Source organism: Cellulomonas massiliensis JC225 (genome assembly GCF_000312005.1).
GTDB lineage: Bacteria > Actinomycetota > Actinomycetes > Actinomycetales > Cellulomonadaceae > Cellulomonas > Cellulomonas massiliensis.
Map to the genome: position 1 here is coordinate 3,014,154 of NZ_HE978588.1, position 17,120 is coordinate 3,031,273.

The following is a 17,120-nucleotide window of genomic DNA, read 5'->3' on the forward strand; positions in this document are numbered from 1 at the left end:
ACCCTACGGAGGTCAGCGGACCGGTGCGACGACGTCCGTCAGCCGGTCCAGCACGCGGCGCAGCTCGGCCGGCGCGAGGCCGGTGAGGCGCTCGACCTCCCGCGGCGGGTGGCCGGCCCGCACGTACCAGCGCAGCACGCCCGCCACCTGCCCGACGTCGTGCGTGCCCCGCCCGACCGCCTCCCGGACGAGCACGGTGAACCGGATGGCTGCGAGGTACCGCCCGAGCTCGACGCCGAGGAACCGCTCGGACCACCGGTACAGGTCGCTGACCGTGGCCTCGACCGCCCGCGCGAGCTCGCCGGCCGACACCCGCCCCTCCCGCTCGTCGACCACCCGCAGCGCGTCGGCGAGCCGCCCGAGGTCGTCCCCCTCGACGCGAGGCACGACGGCGAGGGCGTCGACCAGACGACGCGCGGCCCGCTCGTCCTCGCCGACCGCGACGTCCGTCGCGACGGCCGCGAGCACGTCGGCGCCGACGAGCGTCTCCGCGGGCTGCCACACGTCCGCGAGGGGCCCGCGCCCGAGGCGTGTCGTGGCCAGGGGGTGCAGCTGGACGCCGACGCGGACCACGGCGTCGCCGTGCCGGCGCAGCGCGGCGTGGGTCGTCAGTCCTCGCAGGCCGGTCCCGTCGGGCCGCTCGACCCCGGTGAGCACGTCCCGCAGGGTGCCGGCCGGCCCGACGACGACCTGGAGCAGGCCGCGGCCGTCCGGGACGAGCACCTCGGTCGTCGGCGCGTCGTGCCGCACGACCCACGCGTGCTCGACCGTCCCGGGCACGTGGGCCCCGACACGCAGGTAGCGGTCGCTCATGGACCCATCATCGCGCGCGGCCGTGCCGCGGGACAGGCACGTGGGCCCCCTCAAGCGTCGCCGCCGCGACGCCGATGGCACGGCATGGACCTCGCCCCGGCCCCCGCCCCCGCGACCTCGGACCCGGGGGCGGCTCCGGTCGTCGGACGGGTGCGGCGCCGGGCGGTCCTCGAGGCGGTCGGCGGGCTGCTGCTGGCGCTCGCGGTCCTGTTCGTCGGGACGACCGCGCTCGCCACGTGGGGCGAGCACCTGTACGACCACGACGGCACGGTCCACGGCATCGCGCTGTGGCAGGCGCGCGACTGGACGCCGCACCTCGCCCCCGTCGCCGTCCTCGTCCTGCTCGCGACGGCCGAGCAGACGCGGCGCGGTCGGCCGCGGCTCGTGCCCGCCCTGTGCGCGGGCGTCGTCGTCGCGTGGAGCGCCGTGGGCCTGGTCTCCCGTCGCGTCCTCGAGGGCCTCACGCCCGAGTCGTGGAGCGAGCCCCGGACCGTCCTGGAGGAGCTCGCGCTCTCCGGGCAGTGGCCGGGCTGGACCGACCCGTGGGCGTGGCGGGACGAGGCGGGCGCGCTGTTCCCGTCCCGGCGCGAGGTGGTCGCCGGGACGGAGCTCGCCGGCGGGGTCGAGCGGGTCCCGCACCCCGGGGCGCTCACCCCGCTCGTCCTCCTGTTCGCGCTGCTCGTCGTCACGTGGGCGGGGCGTCGGCTCGGGCGGTCCCTGCCGCCGGGACCCCCGACGGCCACCGGCGCGCGGTGGCTGGCGGTGGCCGTCGTCGGGCTCCCCCTGGGCGCCGCGTGGAGCGCGGTCGCGCTCCTGGGCGGCGAGGACGCCGCGGTCGTCCTCCCGCGCGACGCCGTCCCGGCCGGCGGGCTGCTCGCGCTCGTGACGCTCGCCGTCCTGTCCGTGGGACTCGGGCGCGCGGTGTGGGTGCTCGCCGCGCTCGTCGCCCTCGCGCTCCTCGCTCCCGCGTTCGCGACGTGGTGGCAGGGCGGGCCGGACGCGGGGCTCGTGATGCCGCTGGCCGTCGCCGTGTCGGCCCTGGCCGCCTGCGGGGCCGTCCCGCTGGCACGCGGCCTGCACCGCTTCCTCCCGGCGCGCGCCTGACGCCTCGGACGGTGCGCCGCCGGCCTGCGGCTCAGTCCCCGAAGGGGCCGACGCGCACCACGGTGCGCGGCCGCGAGGCGAGGTCGGCCGCCAGCTCCTGCACGTCCGCCGCCGTGACCGCGCGCACGCGCTCGAGCGACTCGTCCAGGCTGAGCAGCTCGCCGTGCACCAGCTCGGCCTTGCCGAGCCTGCTCATCCGCGAGCCGGTGTCCTCCATGCCGAGGACGAGCCCGCCGCACAGCTGGCCGAGCGAGCGCTCCAGCTCCGCCGGCGTGATCGGGCTGTCGGCCAGCCGCTCGAACTCGGCGACCATGAGCGCGACGACCTCGTCGACCCGCGCGGGCGTGCAGCCCGCGTACAGGCCGAACACGCCCGTGTCCGCGTGGCCGCTCGCGAACGAGTACGTCGAGTACGCGAGCCCGCGCCGCTCGCGGATCTCCTGGAACAGGCGCGAGGACATGCCGCCGCCGAGGACGGCGTTGAGCACGGAGAGCGTGAACCGGCGCGGGTCCGTCGCGGTGAGCGACGTGCTGCCGACGATGACGTTGGCCTGCTCGGTCGGGCGGCGCACGGAGCGCTCGAGCCCGACGGCGGGGATGCCGGCCGTGCCGGCCGGCAGGTCGAGGCCGGGGACGCGGCGGCCCTCGGGCGCCGCGGCCTCGTCGAGCGACCACCCGCCGGTGGCGAGCGCGTCGAAGACCTGCTCGCACAGGGCGTCGTGGTCGACCCCGCCGGCGGCGGAGACGACGAGCGTCGAGGGCTTGTAGTGCCAGCGGTAGTGCTCCCACACGGCGTCGCGCGGCACCGCGCGGATCGTGTCGGGGGTGCCGCCGATCGGGCGGCCCAGGGGGTGGGCGCCGAGGACGGCGGCGGCGAACTGCTCGTGGACGACGTCGCTGGGGTCGTCGTCGTTCATGGCGAGCTCCTCGAGGATGACCCCGCGCTCGGTCTCGAGCTCGTCGGTGTCGATCCGGGCGCTCGTCACCATGTCCGCGATGACGTCGACGGCCATGGGCAGGTCGGTGTCGAGCACACGCGCGTAGTAGCACGTGTGCTCCTTGCCGGTGGCGGCGTTCGCCTCGCCGCCGACGGCGTCGAAGGCCTCCGCGATGTCCATCGCGGTGCGCCGGGCCGTCCCCTTGAACAGCAGGTGCTCGAGGAAGTGCGTCGAGCCGTGGTGGCCCGACTCCTCGTCGCGGGACCCGACGCCGACCCACGCCCCGACGGTCGCGGAGCGCAGGCCGGGCATGTGCTCGGAGAGCACCCGGACCCCGCCGGGCAGGACGGATCGACGCACGTGCGTGTCACCGTCCTGCCCGACGGACTGCTCGGCCCCGGGCCCACCGGTCCGGACGAGCGGGAGGTCCAGGGGCACGTCAGGCGTCGACCGCGGCCGGCGCGTCGGCGGAGCCGGCGGCCTCGCCGTCCTCGTCGACGACCGCGTGCAGCGACAGCTTGCCGCGCGGGTCGATCTCGCCGATCTCGACCTGGACCTTCTGGCCGATCGAGAGGACGTCCTCGACGTTCTCCACGCGCTTGCCGCCGACGAGCTTGCGGATCTGGCTGATGTGCAGCAGACCGTCCTTGCCGGGCGACAGCGAGATGAAGGCGCCGAACGACGTCGTCTTGACGACGGTCCCGACGAACCGCTCGCCGACCTCGGGCATGTGCGGGTTGGCGATCGCGTTGATCGCGGCCCGCGCCGCCTCGGCCGACGGGCCGTCGGTCGCACCGATGTAGACCGTGCCGTCGTCCTCGATGGAGATGTCGGCGCCCGTCTCCTCCTGGATCTGGTTGATCATCTTGCCCTTGGGGCCGATGACCTCGCCGATCTTGTCGACCGGCACCTTCACCGTGATGACGCGCGGCGCGTACGGGCTCATCTCGTCCGGCGTGTCGATCGCCTCGGCGATGACGTCGAGGATCGCGAGGCGAGCCTCCTTCGCCTGGGTCAGCGCGCCCGCCAGGACCGACGCCGGGATGCCGTCGAGCTTGGTGTCGAGCTGGATCGCGGTGACGAACTCCCGCGTGCCGGCGACCTTGAAGTCCATGTCGCCGAACGCGTCCTCGGCGCCGAGGATGTCGGTGAGCGCGGCGTACCGCGTCTCGCCGTCGACCGTGTCGGAGACCAGACCCATCGCGATGCCCGCGACGGGCGCCCGCAGCGGCACGCCGGCGTTCAGGAGCGAGAGCGTCGAGGCGCAAACCGAGCCCATCGACGTCGAGCCGTTGGAGCCGAGCGCCTCGGACACCTGGCGGATCGCGTAGGGGAACTCCTCGCGCGACGGCAGGACCGGCACGAGCGCCCGCTCGGCGAGCGCGCCGTGACCGATCTCGCGCCGCTTCGGCGAGCCCACGCGGCCCGTCTCACCGGTCGAGTACGGCGGGAAGTTGTAGTTGTGCATGTAGCGCTTGCGCGTCTCGGGCGACAGCGTGTCGAGCTGCTGCTCCATGCGGAGCATGTTGAGCGTCGTGACGCCGAGGATCTGCGTCTCGCCGCGCTCGAACAGCGCCGAGCCGTGCACCCGCGGGAGGACCTCGACCTCGGCCGAGAGCGTGCGGATGTCGCGCAGGCCGCGGCCGTCGATGCGGAAGCCGTCGGTGAGGATGCGCTGGCGGATGAGCTTCTTCTGCACCGAGCGGTACGCGGCGGAGAGCTCCTTCTCGCGACCCTCGAACTGCTCGGCGAGCTCGGCGAGGACCTCCGCCTTGATCTCGTCCAGGCGGCCCTCGCGGGTCTGCTTGTCGGCGATGCTCAGCGCCTCGCCCAGGCGCGCCGACGCGGCGCCCTCGACGGCGGCGTACGCGTCGTCCTGGTAGTCCGGGAACGTCGGGAAGACCTGCGTCTCCTTGGCGGCCTTGCTCGCCAGCTCGCGCTGCGCCTCGACGAGCGCGCGGATGAACGGCTTGGCGGCCTCGAGGCCCTCGGCGACGACCTCCTCGGTCGGCGCCTGCGCACCCTCGCCCTTGATGAGGTTCCACGACTTCTCGGGCGCCTCGGCCTCGATCATCGCGATCGCGACGTCGTCACCGACGACGCGGCCGGCGACGACCATGTCGAACGTGGCGCGCTCGCGCTCGGAGTAGCGCGGGAACGCGACCCACTGGCCGTCGATGAGCGCGATGCGCACGCCGCCGACGGGGCCGGAGAACGGCAGGCCGGAGATCTGCGTCGAGATCGACGCGGCGTTGATCGCGAGGACGTCGTACGCGTCGTCCGGGTGGATCGCCAGGACGGTGATGACGACCTGGACCTCGTTGCGCAGGCCCTTGACGAACAGCGGGCGCAGCGGGCGGTCGACGAGCCGGCAGGCGAGGATCGCCTCGGTCGAGGGACGGCCCTCACGGCGGAAGAACGAGCCGGGGATCTTGCCGGCGGCGTACTGCCGCTCCTCGACGTCGATCGTCAGCGGGAAGAAGTCGAACTGGTCCTTGGGGTGCTTGCCGGCCGTGGTGGCCGACAGGAGCATCGTGTCGCCGTCCAGGTAGGCGGCGACGGCGCCGGCGGCCTGCTTGGCCAGGCGGCCCGTCTCGAAGCGGACGGTGCGGGTGCCGAAGGAGCCGTTGTCGATGACGGCCTCGGCGAACTGGATCTCGGGACCCTCCACGGGTGCCCTCCTTGTTCTCGAAGGCGCCGGGCCGGCCGCGGCGGTCTTCGACCGTGGTCCTCGGAGCCGGGTGCGGTTCCGAGAGCCACTACCGAGGACCGGACGAGCGGACCAGGCGCGGTGGATGGTGCTGGTGGTGCGGGTCGCGCGGGGCCGGCGACGGCCCCACGCGGAACCAGCCCGGACCCGCGCGGGGTCCGGGCTGGTCCGGAGGTTCAGCGGCGAAGGCCGAGGCGCTCCACGATGCTGCGGTAGCGGTTGATGTCGACCTTCTGGAGGTAGCCGAGCAGGCGGCGACGACGACCGACGAGCAGCAGCAGCCCGCGGCGGCTGTGGTGGTCGTGCTTGTGCTCCTTGAGGTGCTCCGTCAGGTCCTTGATGCGCTGCGTCAGGACCGCGATCTGCACCTCCGGCGAGCCGGTGTCGCCCTCGTGAGTGGCGTACTCGGTCATGATGGCCTGCTTGGTGGCAGTGTCGAGCGACACGGTTCTCCTCGTGGTGTCTCGTTGCGCGGTGCGCCGGGGCATGTCCACCCGGGCTCTCTCGTTCCGCGGCCGGTCGTACGGCAGCAGTCATGCTACCAGGCCGGACGGGTCGACCCCCCTCCGGTCCGCTGGTGCGCCGGTCGACCGCGCGGGACGCACCGACCGGCGGACGAATCGGACACGAGCCGGTAGTCTCCTGCCGTCGCACGCCAAGGAGGGCACCGCACGTGAACGACCTGCCCGAGGCACCGCACCCCGCCTCGTCCGACGTCCTCGACTTCGGCTGGGACGCGCCCGCGTCCGAGCCGGGCGCACGCCGCAGCCGCGAGGAGCTCCTCGCGATCGGGCACCAGGTGCTCGACGGCATGCACCAGCTGCGCGACCACGTGTGACGGGGAGCTGACGCCGCCCACCGGCCGGCGCCTCACTCCTGCGGCGCGACCCCGAGCACCTGGCGCGCCCGCGCCACGTCGCCGTCCATCGCCTCGACGAGCTCGTCGACCGACGAGAAGGCGAGCGTCGGCCGCAGCCGCGCGACGAGCTCGAGCACGACCTCCTCGTCGTACAGGTCGAGGTCGGTGCGGTCGAGCACGTACGCCTCGACCCGGCGGCTCACGCCGTCGAACGTCGGGTTCGTGCCGATCGAGATGGCCGCGGGCAGCCGGGGCTCGTCGACGAGCGGCTCACCGTCCGCCGTGCGCGAGCGGCGCAGCCACCCGGCGTACACGCCGTCCGCGGGCACCATGCCGTCGGAGTCCGCGGCCAGGTTCGCCGTCGGGTAGCCGAGCTCGCGCCCCCGGGCGTCGCCGTGCACGACCACGCCGCGCAGCCGGTGCGGGCGGCCGAGCACCTGCGCGGCGCCCACCACGTCGCCGTCCTGCAGCAGCTCGCGCACCCACGAGGACGACCACCGGCGGTGCACCGGGTCGTCCGCCGCGCCCGCGGGACCCGTGACGTCGTCGATCACCTCGACGCCGAAGCCGAAGCGGCGCCCGAGCTCCCCCATGGTGGCGAGGTCGCCGGAGTTGTCGCGCCCGAACCGCACGTCGCGGCCCACGACCACCGTCCGGGCCCGCAGGCCGTCGACGAGGTAGCGGCGCACGAACTCCTCGGGCGTCTGGCGCGCGAAGTCGAGCGTGTAGGGCAGCAGCAGCACGGCGTCGAGGCCGGTCCCGGCGAGCAGCTCGAGCCGGTCCTCGTCGCCGGTGATGAGCGCCGGCGCCGCACCCGGCCGGTGCACCTGCTGCGGGTGCGGGCTGAACGTCACGGCCACGGCGCGGGCGCCCCCCGCCCGCGCGTCGTCGGCCATCGCGCTGAGGACGCTCACGTGCCCCCGGTGCACGCCGTCGAAGTTGCCGATCGTGACGACCGAGGGGCCGAAGTCGTCGGGGACCTCGGACAGGTCGGTCCAGCGCAGCACAGGTGCGATCATGCCATCCGCGCGGCCCCGTGCGGCGCCGCGACCGTCGGGACCGGTGCGGGCGGCGCGCTCACGCGGGCGCGAGGACGAGCACGGGGCGTGCGCGCCCGCCGCGGGTCTCGACGAGCGCGACGAGCGACCCGTCGGGCGCGACCGCGGCCAGCGGGCCGCCGGGGTCCCCCTCGCGCGCCGCGATCGCCTGCCCGTAGGACAGCGCCGTCGCCTCGGCGGACGTGAGGACGCGCTCGGGCATGACCGCGCGCGCCGCGTCCGCGAGCGGGAGCGTCTCGGCCGGCACGTCGTCGGGGAGCTGCGCGAGCTCGTCGAGCGTCGCGGCGCGGTCGAGCGCGAACCCGCCGACCCGCGTGCGGCGCAGGGCGGTGAGGTGGCCGCCGACGCCGAGCGCGGCGCCGAGGTCCCGCGCGAGGGCGCGCACGTACGTCCCGGACGAGACGACGACGCGCACGTCCACGTCGAGCACGCCCACGCCGTCCACCGTCGCGGCGCGCGTGCCGAGCACCTCGAACGCGTGCACGACCACCGGCCGCGCCGCCAGCTCGACCGCCTCGCCGGCCCGCACGCGGTCGTACGACCGCCGGCCGTCCACCTTGATCGCGGAGACCGCGCTCGGGACCTGCTGGAGCGGGCCCGTCAGCGGGACGGTGGCCGCGACGACGTCGCTGCTCGTCAGGTCGCCCGCGCCGGCGAGCGACGTGCGCTCGCCCTCGGCGTCCTCGGTCGACGTGGTCTCGCCGAGCCGGACGGTCGCGAGGTACTCCTTGTCCGCGCCGACGACGTAGGTGAGCAGGCGGGTGGCCCGCCCGACACCGACGACGAGGACGCCGGTCGCCATGGGATCGAGCGTCCCGGCGTGCCCCACCTTGCGGGTGCCGGCGACCCGCCGCAGGCGCGCGACGACGTCGTGGCTCGTCCAGCCGGCCGGCTTGTCGACGACGAGGACGCCGTCCGCCGCGGTCGGCCGCCGCGGCGCGCGCTCGCGCGGCTCGGCGCTCACGCGGTGCGCCGCTGCTCGGCGATGCTCTCGGCGACGCAGAGCAGGAGCGAGTCCAGACCGGCCTCCTCGCCCTCGTGGGCGGGCGCGTCGACGGCGAGCAGCACGTTGATGAGCATGCCGTTGGCGACGAACTGCCGCCCCTCCTCCGCGGTGCCGCCGGAGCGCTCGAGGAACGCCTGGTAGGCCTCCCCGAGGGTGCGCCGCGCGTTCGACGCGACCGCGGGGTCGCTGTCGAGGAACCCGTGCATGAGCAGCCGGAGCAGGTCGCGGTCGTCGAGCAGCCCGGTGTACGCCTCCCCCATCTCCCGGGCCGCGTCCGGACCGGCGGGCACGCGCCGGAGCGTCTCGAGCACCTGCGCGGTCACCTGGGCGTGCGTCTCGCGGAAGAGCTCGCGCTTGGAGCCGAACAGGCGCACCACGTAGGGCTGCGAGACGCCGGCCTCGCGCGCGATCTCGTCCGTCGTGGCCGCGAAGCCGTCGCGCGCGAAGAGCCGGCGGGCCACCGCGAGGATCTGGTCGCGCCGCTGGGCCCCGGTCATCCGCGTCGTCGCGGTGTCCGCATCCTGAGTCGCCATGTTGACAGGTTATCAGTGGATGCCTACGTTCGTCTTTGTTAGTTATCACTCAATGCCAACCGTTGCCGCACACGTCCTCCGCCGCCCGCGGCCCCGCTCCAGGGAGACACGATGACCACGCTGACCGACCGGGCCGACGAGCCCGTGCCGCCCGCCCACGCCGGGCGCCGGCGCTCGACCGCCCTCGCCCTCCTCGCCGCATCGCTGCCGATGTTCATGGCGACGCTCGACAACCTCGTCATGACGACCGCGCTGCCGGTCCTGCACACCGAGCTGTCCGCGTCGCTCGAGCAGCTGCAGTGGATGGTCAACGCCTACACGCTCGCCTTCGCGTCGCTCATGATCGCCGCGGCCACGCTGGGCGACCGGCTCGGCCGCCGCCGCCTGTTCCTCGCCGGCATCACGGTGTTCGCGCTGGCGTCGATCGCCTCCGCGCTGTCGACGAGCGCCGGCGCGCTCATCGCGGCCCGCACGCTGCAGGGCGCGGGCGCGGCCGCCGTCATGCCGCTGTCGCTCACCCTGCTCGCCGCCGCCGTGCCCGCGTCGCGGCGCGCCATGGCCATCGGCGTGTGGGGCGCGGTGTCGGGCCTCGGCGTCGCGCTCGGACCGGTCGTCGGCGGCGCCGTCGTCGAGGGGCTGTCGTGGCAGGCGATCTTCTGGATCAACGTCCCGGTCGCGCTCGTGGCGGTGCCGCTGGTGCTGCTGGCGCTGCCCGAGCAGACGGGGCGCCGCCAGCGGCTCGACCTGGCCGGCCTCGTGCTCGCGGCGAGCGGGGTGCTCGCGCTCGTGTGGTCGATCGTCCGCGGCAACGAGGACGGCTGGACGTCCGGCCGCGTCCTCGGCGGGCTCGTCCTGGGGCTGGCGCTGCTCGCGCTGTTCGTGCGCCGGGAGGCCCGCACGCCCTACGCGCTGGTCCCGCTGCGGCTGTTCCGGGTCCGGTCCTTCTCCGTGACGAACGCCGGCGCGCTGCTCTTCTACGTCGGCGTCTTCGGCGCGGTCTTCCTGCTGTCGCAGTACCTGCAGGTCGGCATGGGGTACACGCCGCTCGAGGCGGGCGTGCGCACCCTGCCGTGGACCGCCGCGCCGATGCTCGTCGCCCCCCTCGCCGGGCTGCTCGCGCCCCGGGTGGGCGTGCGGCCGCTGCTCGTGAGCGGCCTCGCTCTGCAGGCCCTCGGCCTCGGCCTCCAGGCCGCCGTGATCGGATCGGCGACCACCTACGCCGACCTCGTCCCGGGCCTCGCGCTGGCGGGCATCGGCATGGGCCTCACCTTCGCGCCGCAGGCGACGGCGGTGCTGGCGGACATGGCGCCCGACGACCACGGGACCGCGAGCTCGGTGAACGCGACCATCCGCGAGATCGGCGGCGCGCTCGGCGTGGCGGTGCTCGTCGCGGTCTTCCAGGCGGCGGGCGGCACGCTCACCCCGGCCGGGTACGCGGCCGGCCTCCAGCCGGCGGTCTGGGTCGGCGCCGGCATCACCGCGCTGGCCGCCCTGGTGACCCTCGCGATGCCCCGCGCGACCGGGCGGCTCACCGGCGCGGCGGCCGCCGAGCCCGTCCGCGAGCTCGTCCCCGCCTGACGAGCGCCCCGGACCGAGGTCCCTGGTCAGGCCCTGTCCGCCGACCCCCGCAAGCCCCTCCACCGGGAGCACCCGCCCTCGGTGGAGGGGTCCCCGGCGTCCGAGACCTAGGTCACTCGAGGCGGCCGCGGCGCGCTCCTAGCGTGCGAGACGTGGACGCCTGTCACGACCCTCGCCCCGCCCCCGCTCCCCGGCCCCGGAGCCGGGCCTGCACGGCCCGCCGCGCTGTTTCGCTCGCGGCGCTGCCGCTGCTCCTGCTGCTGACCGCGTTCGCGCCCGCGCGGGCCGTACCCGCGGCCGAGGACGGCCCGTCCGGCGGCGAGGCGTCGCTCGTCCTGCCCGACCTGTCGCAGGTCACGACCCTCGGCGGCGTCTCCGGCCGGGCGCTGCTCGGCATCGGGATCCTGGTGTGCCTCGGCGGCCTCGCCTTCGGCGCGGCGACGTTCTCCCGGCTGCGCCGGCTGCCCGTGCACTCCTCGATGCGCGAGGTCGCCGAGCTCATCTACTCGACCTGCCGCACCTACCTCACGCAGCAGGGGCGCTTCCTGCTCGTCCTGTGGGGCTTCATCGCGGTCGTCATCGTCGTCTACTACCGCTTCCTCGTCGGGTTCGCGTGGGGCAAGGTCGCGGTCGTCATCGCGTTCTCCCTGCTCGGCATGGCGGGGTCGTACGCGGTCGCCTGGTTCGGGATCCGCGTCAACACGTTCGCGAACGCGCGGACCGCCTACGCCTCCCTGCGGGGCAGGCCGCTGCCCGTGCACCGCATCCCGCTGCAGGCGGGCATGGCGATCGGGATGGTCCTCATCAGCCTCGAGCTCGTCATGATGCTCGTCATCCTGCTGTTCCTGCCGCCGACCGTCGCGGGCGCCTGCTTCATCGGGTTCGCCGTCGGCGAGTCCCTCGGCGCCGCCGCCCTGCGGATCGCCGGCGGCATCTTCACGAAGATCGCCGACATCGGCTCGGACCTCATGAAGATCGCGTTCAAGATCAAGGAGGACGACGCGCGCAACCCCGGCGTCATCGCCGACTGCACCGGCGACAACGCGGGCGACTCGGTCGGACCCAGCGCGGACGGGTTCGAGACGTACGGCGTGACGGGCGTCGCGCTCATCACGTTCGTCCTGCTCGGCGTCCACGACCCGGCGGTGCAGGCCGGGCTGCTCGTCTGGCTGTTCGTCGTCCGCGCCGTCATGGTGGTCGCGTCGGCCGCCTCGTACCTCGTCAACGACCGGTGGACCCGCCGCCGGTGGGCGCACGCCGACCGGATGGACTTCGAGGCGCCCCTGACCTCGCTCGTGTGGATCACGTCGGTCGCGTCGACCGCCCTGACGTTCGCGACCTCGTGGTTCGTGCTCTCCGCGATGCCGGACGGCCTGTGGTGGAAGCTCGCGGCGATCATCACCTGCGGCACCCTCGCCGGCGCCTTGATCCCCGAGCTCGTCAAGGCGTTCACCTCGACCCGCTCACGCCACGTGCGCGAGGTCGTGACGAGCTCCCGCGAGGGCGGCCCCTCGCTCAACATCCTCTCCGGCATCGTGGCGGGCAGCTTCTCCGGCTACTGGCTCGGCATCGCCGTCGTCGCGCTCATGGCCGTCGGGTACGGCGTGTCCACGCTCGGCCTCGACGCCCTCATGGCCGCGCCGGCCGTCTTCGCGTTCGGTCTGGTGGCCTTCGGCTTCCTCGGCATGGGCCCGGTCACGATCGCGGTCGACTCCTACGGGCCGGTCACCGACAACGCGCAGAGCGTGTACGAGCTGTCGACGATCGAGGAGCTCTCCGGGATCGACGAGGAGCTGCGCGCCGAGGGCTTCGAGCCCCAGTGGGTGGCGGCCAAGCAGATGCTCGAGGAGAACGACGGCGCGGGCAACACCTTCAAGGCCACGGCCAAGCCGGTGCTCATCGGCACCGCCGTCGTGGGGGCGACCACGATGATCTTCTCGATCATCATGGCGCTCACGGACGGGCTGACGACGGACCTCGAGAACCTCTCGCTGCTGCACCCGCCGTTCCTCCTGGGGCTCGTCACGGGCGGCGCCGTGATCTTCTGGTTCACGGGCGCCTCGATCCAGGCCGTGACGACCGGCTCCTACCGCGCGGTCGCCTTCATCAAGGGCACGATCCAGCTGGACGGCTCGACGAAGGCGTCGCCCGAGGACTCCCGCAAGGTCGTGGAGATCTGCACCCAGTACGCCCAGCGCGGCATGCTCACCATGTTCCTCGGGGTGTTCTTCTCGACGCTCGCGTTCGCGTTCGTGGAGCCGTACTTCTTCATCGGCTACCTCGTCTCGATCGCGGTCTTCGGCCTCTACCAGGCGATCTTCATGGCCAACGCGGGCGGCGCCTGGGACAACGCGAAGAAGATCGTCGAGATCGACCTCCACGCCAAGGGCACCGCGCTGCACGACGCCACGATCGTCGGCGACACCGTGGGCGACCCGTACAAGGACACGTCCTCGGTCGCGCTCAACCCCGTCATCAAGTTCACGACGCTCTTCGGCCTGCTGGCCGTCGAGCTCGCCGTGTCGCTGCGCCACCAGGGCCAGGGCGTCCTCGTCGCGGTGCTCGCGGCCGCGTTCTTCGTGACGTCGCTCGTGTTCGTCCACCGCTCCTTCCACGCCATGCGCATCGAACGGCCCCGCGACGGCAGCGACACCGAGCTGCTGCCCGAGCCGCCGGTGCCCTCCGAGCCCGGCGCCGACGCCGGCCTCGACACCCCCGCCGCGACGGCGCCGGCAGGGGCGGCCCCCGCGGCCGACAGCTCCGTCGACCCCGTCGACGCCGACGCCCTCGCCGGCGCGGGAGGCAGGTGACCGGCATGCACATGGCCATCGACTACACGAACCCGGCGGGGCTCCCCGTCGTCGACGCCGACGGGCGGGTCGCCGGGCACGACGCGGGCGCCACCCTCGTGCGTCGCCTCATGCGGGTGTTCCCCGGCGCGAAGCTCATCGGCACCGAGAACCGGTTCGGCGACGGCTTCGAGATCGTCACGCTCGACAAGATCGACCCGGACTCCACGGTCGTCATCACGATGGACGTGCTCGACGCCCCCGAGCTGCACCGCCGGCTGGCGCCGCGCGGCACGCCGAAGATCATGAACTTCGTGTGGTGGAGCGTCGGCGACCACCACACGACGACGGTGCCGCGGGCGACGTTCGCGCTGTCGTGCGCGCTGTTCCCGACCTTCGCGAACTCCGAGCGCACGGCGACCGAGATCCGCGAGGTCGTGCGGCAGTGGACACCGCCGCACGTCGCCGAGCAGGCGACGACCGCCTGGGTCAACCTCGGCATCCGCCTCGAGCACGTGCAGCCGCGCCGGCGCACGGACGTCCCGGTCGTCCTGTACCCCGCCATCTACCTGTCGCCGCGCAAGCAGCCGAAGGTCTTCCTCGACGTGGTCGAGAAGGTACGGCGCCAGACGCCCCTGCGGCTCGAGATGCGGCTGCACGAGAAGCACCTGGCCAGCGAGCTGGCGATGCGCGTCTCGCAGCACGACTGGGCGTGGGTCGGGCCGCTCACGGCGAGCCGCGAGTCGTACTGGAAGCACCTGGCCGGCACGATGGCGTTCCTCGCGACCGCGCTCGACGAGTCCTACGGTCTGGAGTACGTCGAGGCGCTGGTCGCCGGCGCGGTCGGCGTGTTCCCCGACCGCCCCTGGGCGCGTGCGCTGCTGCCCGCCCGGTACCCGTTCCTGTACCGCGACGAGACCGAGGCGCAGCAGCAGCTCCTGCGCGCGGTCGTGGACCCGGACGCGTGCCGGGCCGAGCTGGACGCCTGCGTGTCCGGCAGCTTCCAGCAGTGGCTCCGCGCACGCCACGACGACGACCTGTTCGAACGGGCCGTGGTCGAGCGCGTGCGCGAGTGGTTCGGCGACTGATCGCAGCCGGTCGCCGGAGCACGACGGGCCGGGACCCGCGCACCAGCGCGGGGCCCGGCCCGTCGGACGTCCGGCTCAGCGGCCGGCGTCGTCGTCCTGCTCGTCGTCGGGGTGGCGGTAGGGGTCCGCCTCCCCCGCGTAGCTCGCCTGCGCGGCGAGCGCCGCGACCTCGGCGTCGCGGCGCGCGGCCTCGGCCAGCGCCTGCTCGAGGTGCGCAGCCGTCTCGGGGACGGCGTCGAGGTGGAACGCCAGCGTGGGCGTGAGCCGGATGCCGGTCTGCTTGCCGACCTCCGAGCGGATGAGACCCTTGGCGCTCTCGAGCGCGGCGGCGCTGCCCGTGCGCGCCTCGTCGTCGCCGTAGACCGTGTAGTACACGTCCGCGTGCTGCAGGTCCCCCGTCACCTTGACGTCCGTCACGGTGACGAACCCGAGCCGCGGGTCCTTCACGCGGGTGTCGAGCATCTGCGCGACGACCTGCTGGATGCGCTCCGCGAGCTTGCGGGCGCGGGCCGTGTCGGCCATCTCCTACCTCCTGTCGAGGACGACCGTGGGGCGGGCGGTGACCCGCCCGCCCCACGGCTCGAGGGTGACGCTCAGGAGCGCGGCTTCTCCCGCATCTCCCACGTCTCGATGACGTCGCCGATCTCGAGGTCGTTGAACGACCCGAGGCCGATACCGCACTCGAAGCCCTCGCGGACCTCGGTCGCGTCGTCCTTGAACCGCTTGAGCGACTCGATCGTCAGGTTGTCCCCGATGACCTTGCCGCCGCGCAGGACGCGCGCCTTGGTGTTGCGACGGATCTCGCCCGACCGGACGATCGAGCCGGCGATGTTGCCGAACTTCGAGGAGCGGAACACCTCGCGCACCTCCGCGGTGCCGAGCTGCGCCTCCTCGTACTCCGGCTTGAGCATGCCCTTGAGGGCCGCCTCGACGTCGTCGATCGCCTGGTAGATGACCGAGTAGAAGCGCACGTCGACGCCCTCGCGGTCGGCCAGCTCCTCGACGCGCTCCGCGAACTTCACGTTGAAGCCGAGGATGATCGCGTTGTCGACCGTCGCCAGGTTGACGTCGTTCTGCGTGATCGCACCGACACCGCGGTGGATGACCCGCAGGTCGACCTCGTCGCCCACGTCGATCTTGAGCAGCGCGTCCTCCAGCGCCTCGACGGCACCGGACACGTCGCCCTTGATGACCAGGTTGAGGGTCTCGACCTTGCCCTGAGCGAGCGCCTGCGTGAAGTCCTCGAGGCTGATGCGCTTGCGACGCTTGGCCAGGAGGGCGGCGCGCTCGGCGGCCTCGCGCTTCTCGGCGATCTGCCGAGCGGTGCGCTCCTCGGGAGCGACGAGCAGCGTGTCGCCCGCGGACGGGACGGACGCGAGGCCGAGCACCTGCACCGGACGGGACGGGCCCGCCTCGGTGACGGTGTCGCCGTGCTCGTCGAACATCGCACGGACGCGACCGAAGGCCGTGCCCGCGACGATCGCGTCGCCGACGTGCAGCGTGCCGGACTGGACCAGCACGGTCGCCACCGCGCCGCGGCCCTTGTCGAGGTTCGCCTCGATGGCCACGCCGCGCGCGTCCTTGTCGGGGTTCGCCCGCAGGTCGAGCGCCGCGTCGGCGGTCAGCAGGACCGCCTCGAGGAGCTCGTCGATGCCGAGGTTCTGCTTCGCCGAGACGTCGACGAACATCGTGTCGCCGCCGTACTCCTCGGCCACGAGGTTGTACTCGGTGAGCTGCTGGCGGATCTTGGCGGGGTTGGCCCCCTCCTTGTCCACCTTGTTCACCGCGACCACGATCGGCACGTTCGCCGCCTGGGCGTGGTTGAGCGCCTCGATCGTCTGGGGCATCACGCCGTCGTCGGCCGCGACCACGAGGATCGCGATGTCCGTGACCTGCGCACCACGGGCACGCATGGCGGTGAACGCCTCGTGACCCGGGGTGTCGATGAACGTGATCGGCCGCTCGACGCCCTCGTGGGTCTTGGTGACCTGGTAGGCGCCGATGTGCTGGGTGATGCCGCCGGCCTCGCCCGCGACGACGTCCGTCGAGCGGATCGCGTCGAGGAGCTTGGTCTTGCCGTGGTCGACGTGACCCATGACGGTGACGACCGGCGGGCGGGCCTGCAGGTCCTCGTCGGACTCGCCGGCCTCCTCGGCCTCCAGGTCGATGTCGAAGGACCCGAGCAGCTCGCGGTCCTCCTCCTCGGCCGACACCATCTCGATGACGTAGCCGAGCTCGGCGGCCAGCGTGCCGAACGTGTCCTCGTCGAGCGACTGGGTCGCCGTGGCCATCTCACCGAGGTGGAACAGCACCGTGACGAGCGACGCCGGGTTGGCGTCGATCTTGTCGGCGAAGTCGTTCAGGGACGAGCCGTGGCGCAGCCGCACCACCGTGGAGCCGTTGCCGCGCGGGACGGACACGCCGCCCAGCGACGGCGCCTGCATCTGCTCGAACTCCTGCCGCTTCGCGCGCTTCGACTTGCGGCCGCGGACGGGACGACCGCCCGCACGACCGAACGCACCCTGCGTGGAGCCACGACCGGCACCGCCGGGACGACCGCCGCCACCGGGACGGCCGGCGAAGCCGCCGCCACCGCCGGGCGCGCCGCCACCGCCACCGGGACGGCCGCCGAAGCCGCCGCGGCC

General features: G+C 73.8%; 14 protein-coding genes. 5 read left to right on the plus strand and 9 right to left on the minus strand.

What is annotated here, in order from left to right; translation table 11 throughout:
* Positions 1 to 12 precede the first annotated feature (12 nt).
* On the minus strand, positions 13 to 813 hold the full coding sequence (locus HGCM_RS14220; protein WP_019137500.1) for a hypothetical protein: 801 nt from the start codon (positions 811 to 813) through the stop codon (positions 13 to 15).
* Between the two features lie 84 nt (positions 814 to 897).
* Here HGCM_RS14220 and HGCM_RS14225 point away from each other — a divergent pair, with 84 nt between their 5' ends.
* Positions 898 to 1,917 carry a hypothetical protein gene (locus tag HGCM_RS14225; RefSeq protein ID WP_019137501.1) on the plus strand — a complete coding sequence of 340 codons (1,020 nt, stop codon included), beginning with the start codon at positions 898 to 900 and terminating at the stop codon, positions 1,915 to 1,917.
* Positions 1,918 to 1,948: 31 nt separating this feature from the next.
* Here HGCM_RS14225 and HGCM_RS14230 read toward each other — a convergent pair whose 3' ends face one another.
* The 3 genes from HGCM_RS14230 to rpsO all read right to left on the minus strand — a co-directional run bounded on the left by HGCM_RS14230 (position 1,949) and on the right by rpsO (position 6,010).
* Positions 1,949 to 3,292: a M16 family metallopeptidase gene (locus HGCM_RS14230; RefSeq protein WP_019137502.1), complete on the minus strand. Its 1,344-nt coding sequence runs from the start codon at positions 3,290 to 3,292 to the stop codon at positions 1,949 to 1,951.
* 1 nt (position 3,293) lies between these two features.
* A complete protein-coding gene (locus tag HGCM_RS14235) occupies positions 3,294 to 5,525 on the minus strand; it encodes a polyribonucleotide nucleotidyltransferase (RefSeq protein ID WP_019137503.1) in 2,232 nt (743 codons plus the stop codon).
* A gap of 215 nt (positions 5,526 to 5,740) precedes the next feature.
* On the minus strand, positions 5,741 to 6,010 hold the full coding sequence (gene rpsO / locus HGCM_RS14240) for a 30S ribosomal protein S15 (protein WP_019137504.1): 270 nt from the start codon (positions 6,008 to 6,010) through the stop codon (positions 5,741 to 5,743).
* A gap of 227 nt (positions 6,011 to 6,237) precedes the next feature.
* Here rpsO and HGCM_RS19470 point away from each other — a divergent pair, with 227 nt between their 5' ends.
* Positions 6,238 to 6,402, plus strand: coding sequence for a hypothetical protein (locus HGCM_RS19470; protein ID WP_019137505.1), 165 nt, complete (start codon positions 6,238 to 6,240; stop codon positions 6,400 to 6,402).
* Positions 6,403 to 6,434: 32 nt separating this feature from the next.
* Here HGCM_RS19470 and HGCM_RS14250 read toward each other — a convergent pair whose 3' ends face one another.
* From HGCM_RS14250 to HGCM_RS14260, 3 genes are read right to left on the minus strand one after another with little or no spacing between them, the layout of a single operon-like run.
* The gene (locus HGCM_RS14250; RefSeq protein WP_040399128.1) at positions 6,435 to 7,442 is read right to left on the minus strand and encodes a bifunctional riboflavin kinase/FAD synthetase; all 1,008 of its coding nucleotides are present in this window, start codon (positions 7,440 to 7,442) and stop codon (positions 6,435 to 6,437) included.
* A gap of 58 nt (positions 7,443 to 7,500) precedes the next feature.
* Positions 7,501 to 8,445, minus strand: coding sequence for a tRNA pseudouridine(55) synthase TruB (gene truB / locus HGCM_RS14255; RefSeq protein WP_019137507.1), 945 nt, complete (start codon positions 8,443 to 8,445; stop codon positions 7,501 to 7,503).
* Positions 8,442 to 9,020, minus strand: a complete 579-nt coding sequence (locus HGCM_RS14260; protein ID WP_246119464.1) for a TetR/AcrR family transcriptional regulator — start codon at positions 9,018 to 9,020, stop codon at positions 8,442 to 8,444. Before HGCM_RS14260 ends, truB begins: the two co-directional genes overlap by 4 nt.
* 111 nt (positions 9,021 to 9,131) lie before the next feature.
* Here HGCM_RS14260 and HGCM_RS14265 point away from each other — a divergent pair, with 111 nt between their 5' ends.
* The 3 genes from HGCM_RS14265 to HGCM_RS14275 all read left to right on the plus strand — a co-directional run bounded on the left by HGCM_RS14265 (position 9,132) and on the right by HGCM_RS14275 (position 14,475).
* Positions 9,132 to 10,598: a DHA2 family efflux MFS transporter permease subunit gene (locus HGCM_RS14265; RefSeq protein ID WP_019137509.1), complete on the plus strand. Its 1,467-nt coding sequence runs from the start codon at positions 9,132 to 9,134 to the stop codon at positions 10,596 to 10,598.
* A gap of 152 nt (positions 10,599 to 10,750) precedes the next feature.
* Positions 10,751 to 13,408 carry a sodium-translocating pyrophosphatase gene (locus tag HGCM_RS18400; protein WP_019137510.1) on the plus strand — a complete coding sequence of 886 codons (2,658 nt, stop codon included), beginning with the start codon at positions 10,751 to 10,753 and terminating at the stop codon, positions 13,406 to 13,408.
* Between the two features lie 5 nt (positions 13,409 to 13,413).
* Positions 13,414 to 14,475 carry a hypothetical protein gene (locus HGCM_RS14275; protein WP_026075488.1) on the plus strand — a complete coding sequence of 354 codons (1,062 nt, stop codon included), beginning with the start codon at positions 13,414 to 13,416 and terminating at the stop codon, positions 14,473 to 14,475.
* A 75-nt stretch (positions 14,476 to 14,550) separates the two neighbouring features.
* On the opposite strand, the gene rbfA is transcribed toward HGCM_RS14275, so the two are convergent.
* A complete protein-coding gene (gene rbfA / locus HGCM_RS14280) occupies positions 14,551 to 14,997 on the minus strand; it encodes a 30S ribosome-binding factor RbfA (RefSeq protein ID WP_019137512.1) in 447 nt (148 codons plus the stop codon).
* 71 nt (positions 14,998 to 15,068) lie between these two features.
* A partial coding sequence (gene infB / locus HGCM_RS14285; protein WP_026075489.1) for a translation initiation factor IF-2 occupies positions 15,069 to 17,120 on the minus strand: 2,052 nt, incomplete at its 5' end.

What these genes read in the sequence shown, in the direction of transcription:
- HGCM_RS14250 (WP_040399128.1), bottom strand. Translation starts at nt 7,442, where the DNA reads ATGATCGCACCTGTGCTGCGCTGGACCGACCTGTCCGAGGTCCCCGAC.
- rbfA (WP_019137512.1), bottom strand. Translation starts at nt 14,997, where the DNA reads ATGGCCGACACGGCCCGCGCCCGCAAGCTCGCGGAGCGCATCCAGCAG.
- HGCM_RS14220 (WP_019137500.1), bottom strand. Translation starts at nt 813, where the DNA reads ATGAGCGACCGCTACCTGCGTGTCGGGGCCCACGTGCCCGGGACGGTC.
- HGCM_RS14275 (WP_026075488.1), top strand. Translation starts at nt 13,414, where the DNA reads ATGCACATGGCCATCGACTACACGAACCCGGCGGGGCTCCCCGTCGTC.
- HGCM_RS14260 (WP_246119464.1), bottom strand. Translation starts at nt 9,020, where the DNA reads ATGGCGACTCAGGATGCGGACACCGCGACGACGCGGATGACCGGGGCC.
- HGCM_RS14265 (WP_019137509.1), top strand. Translation starts at nt 9,132, where the DNA reads ATGACCACGCTGACCGACCGGGCCGACGAGCCCGTGCCGCCCGCCCAC.
- HGCM_RS14225 (WP_019137501.1), top strand. Translation starts at nt 898, where the DNA reads ATGGACCTCGCCCCGGCCCCCGCCCCCGCGACCTCGGACCCGGGGGCG.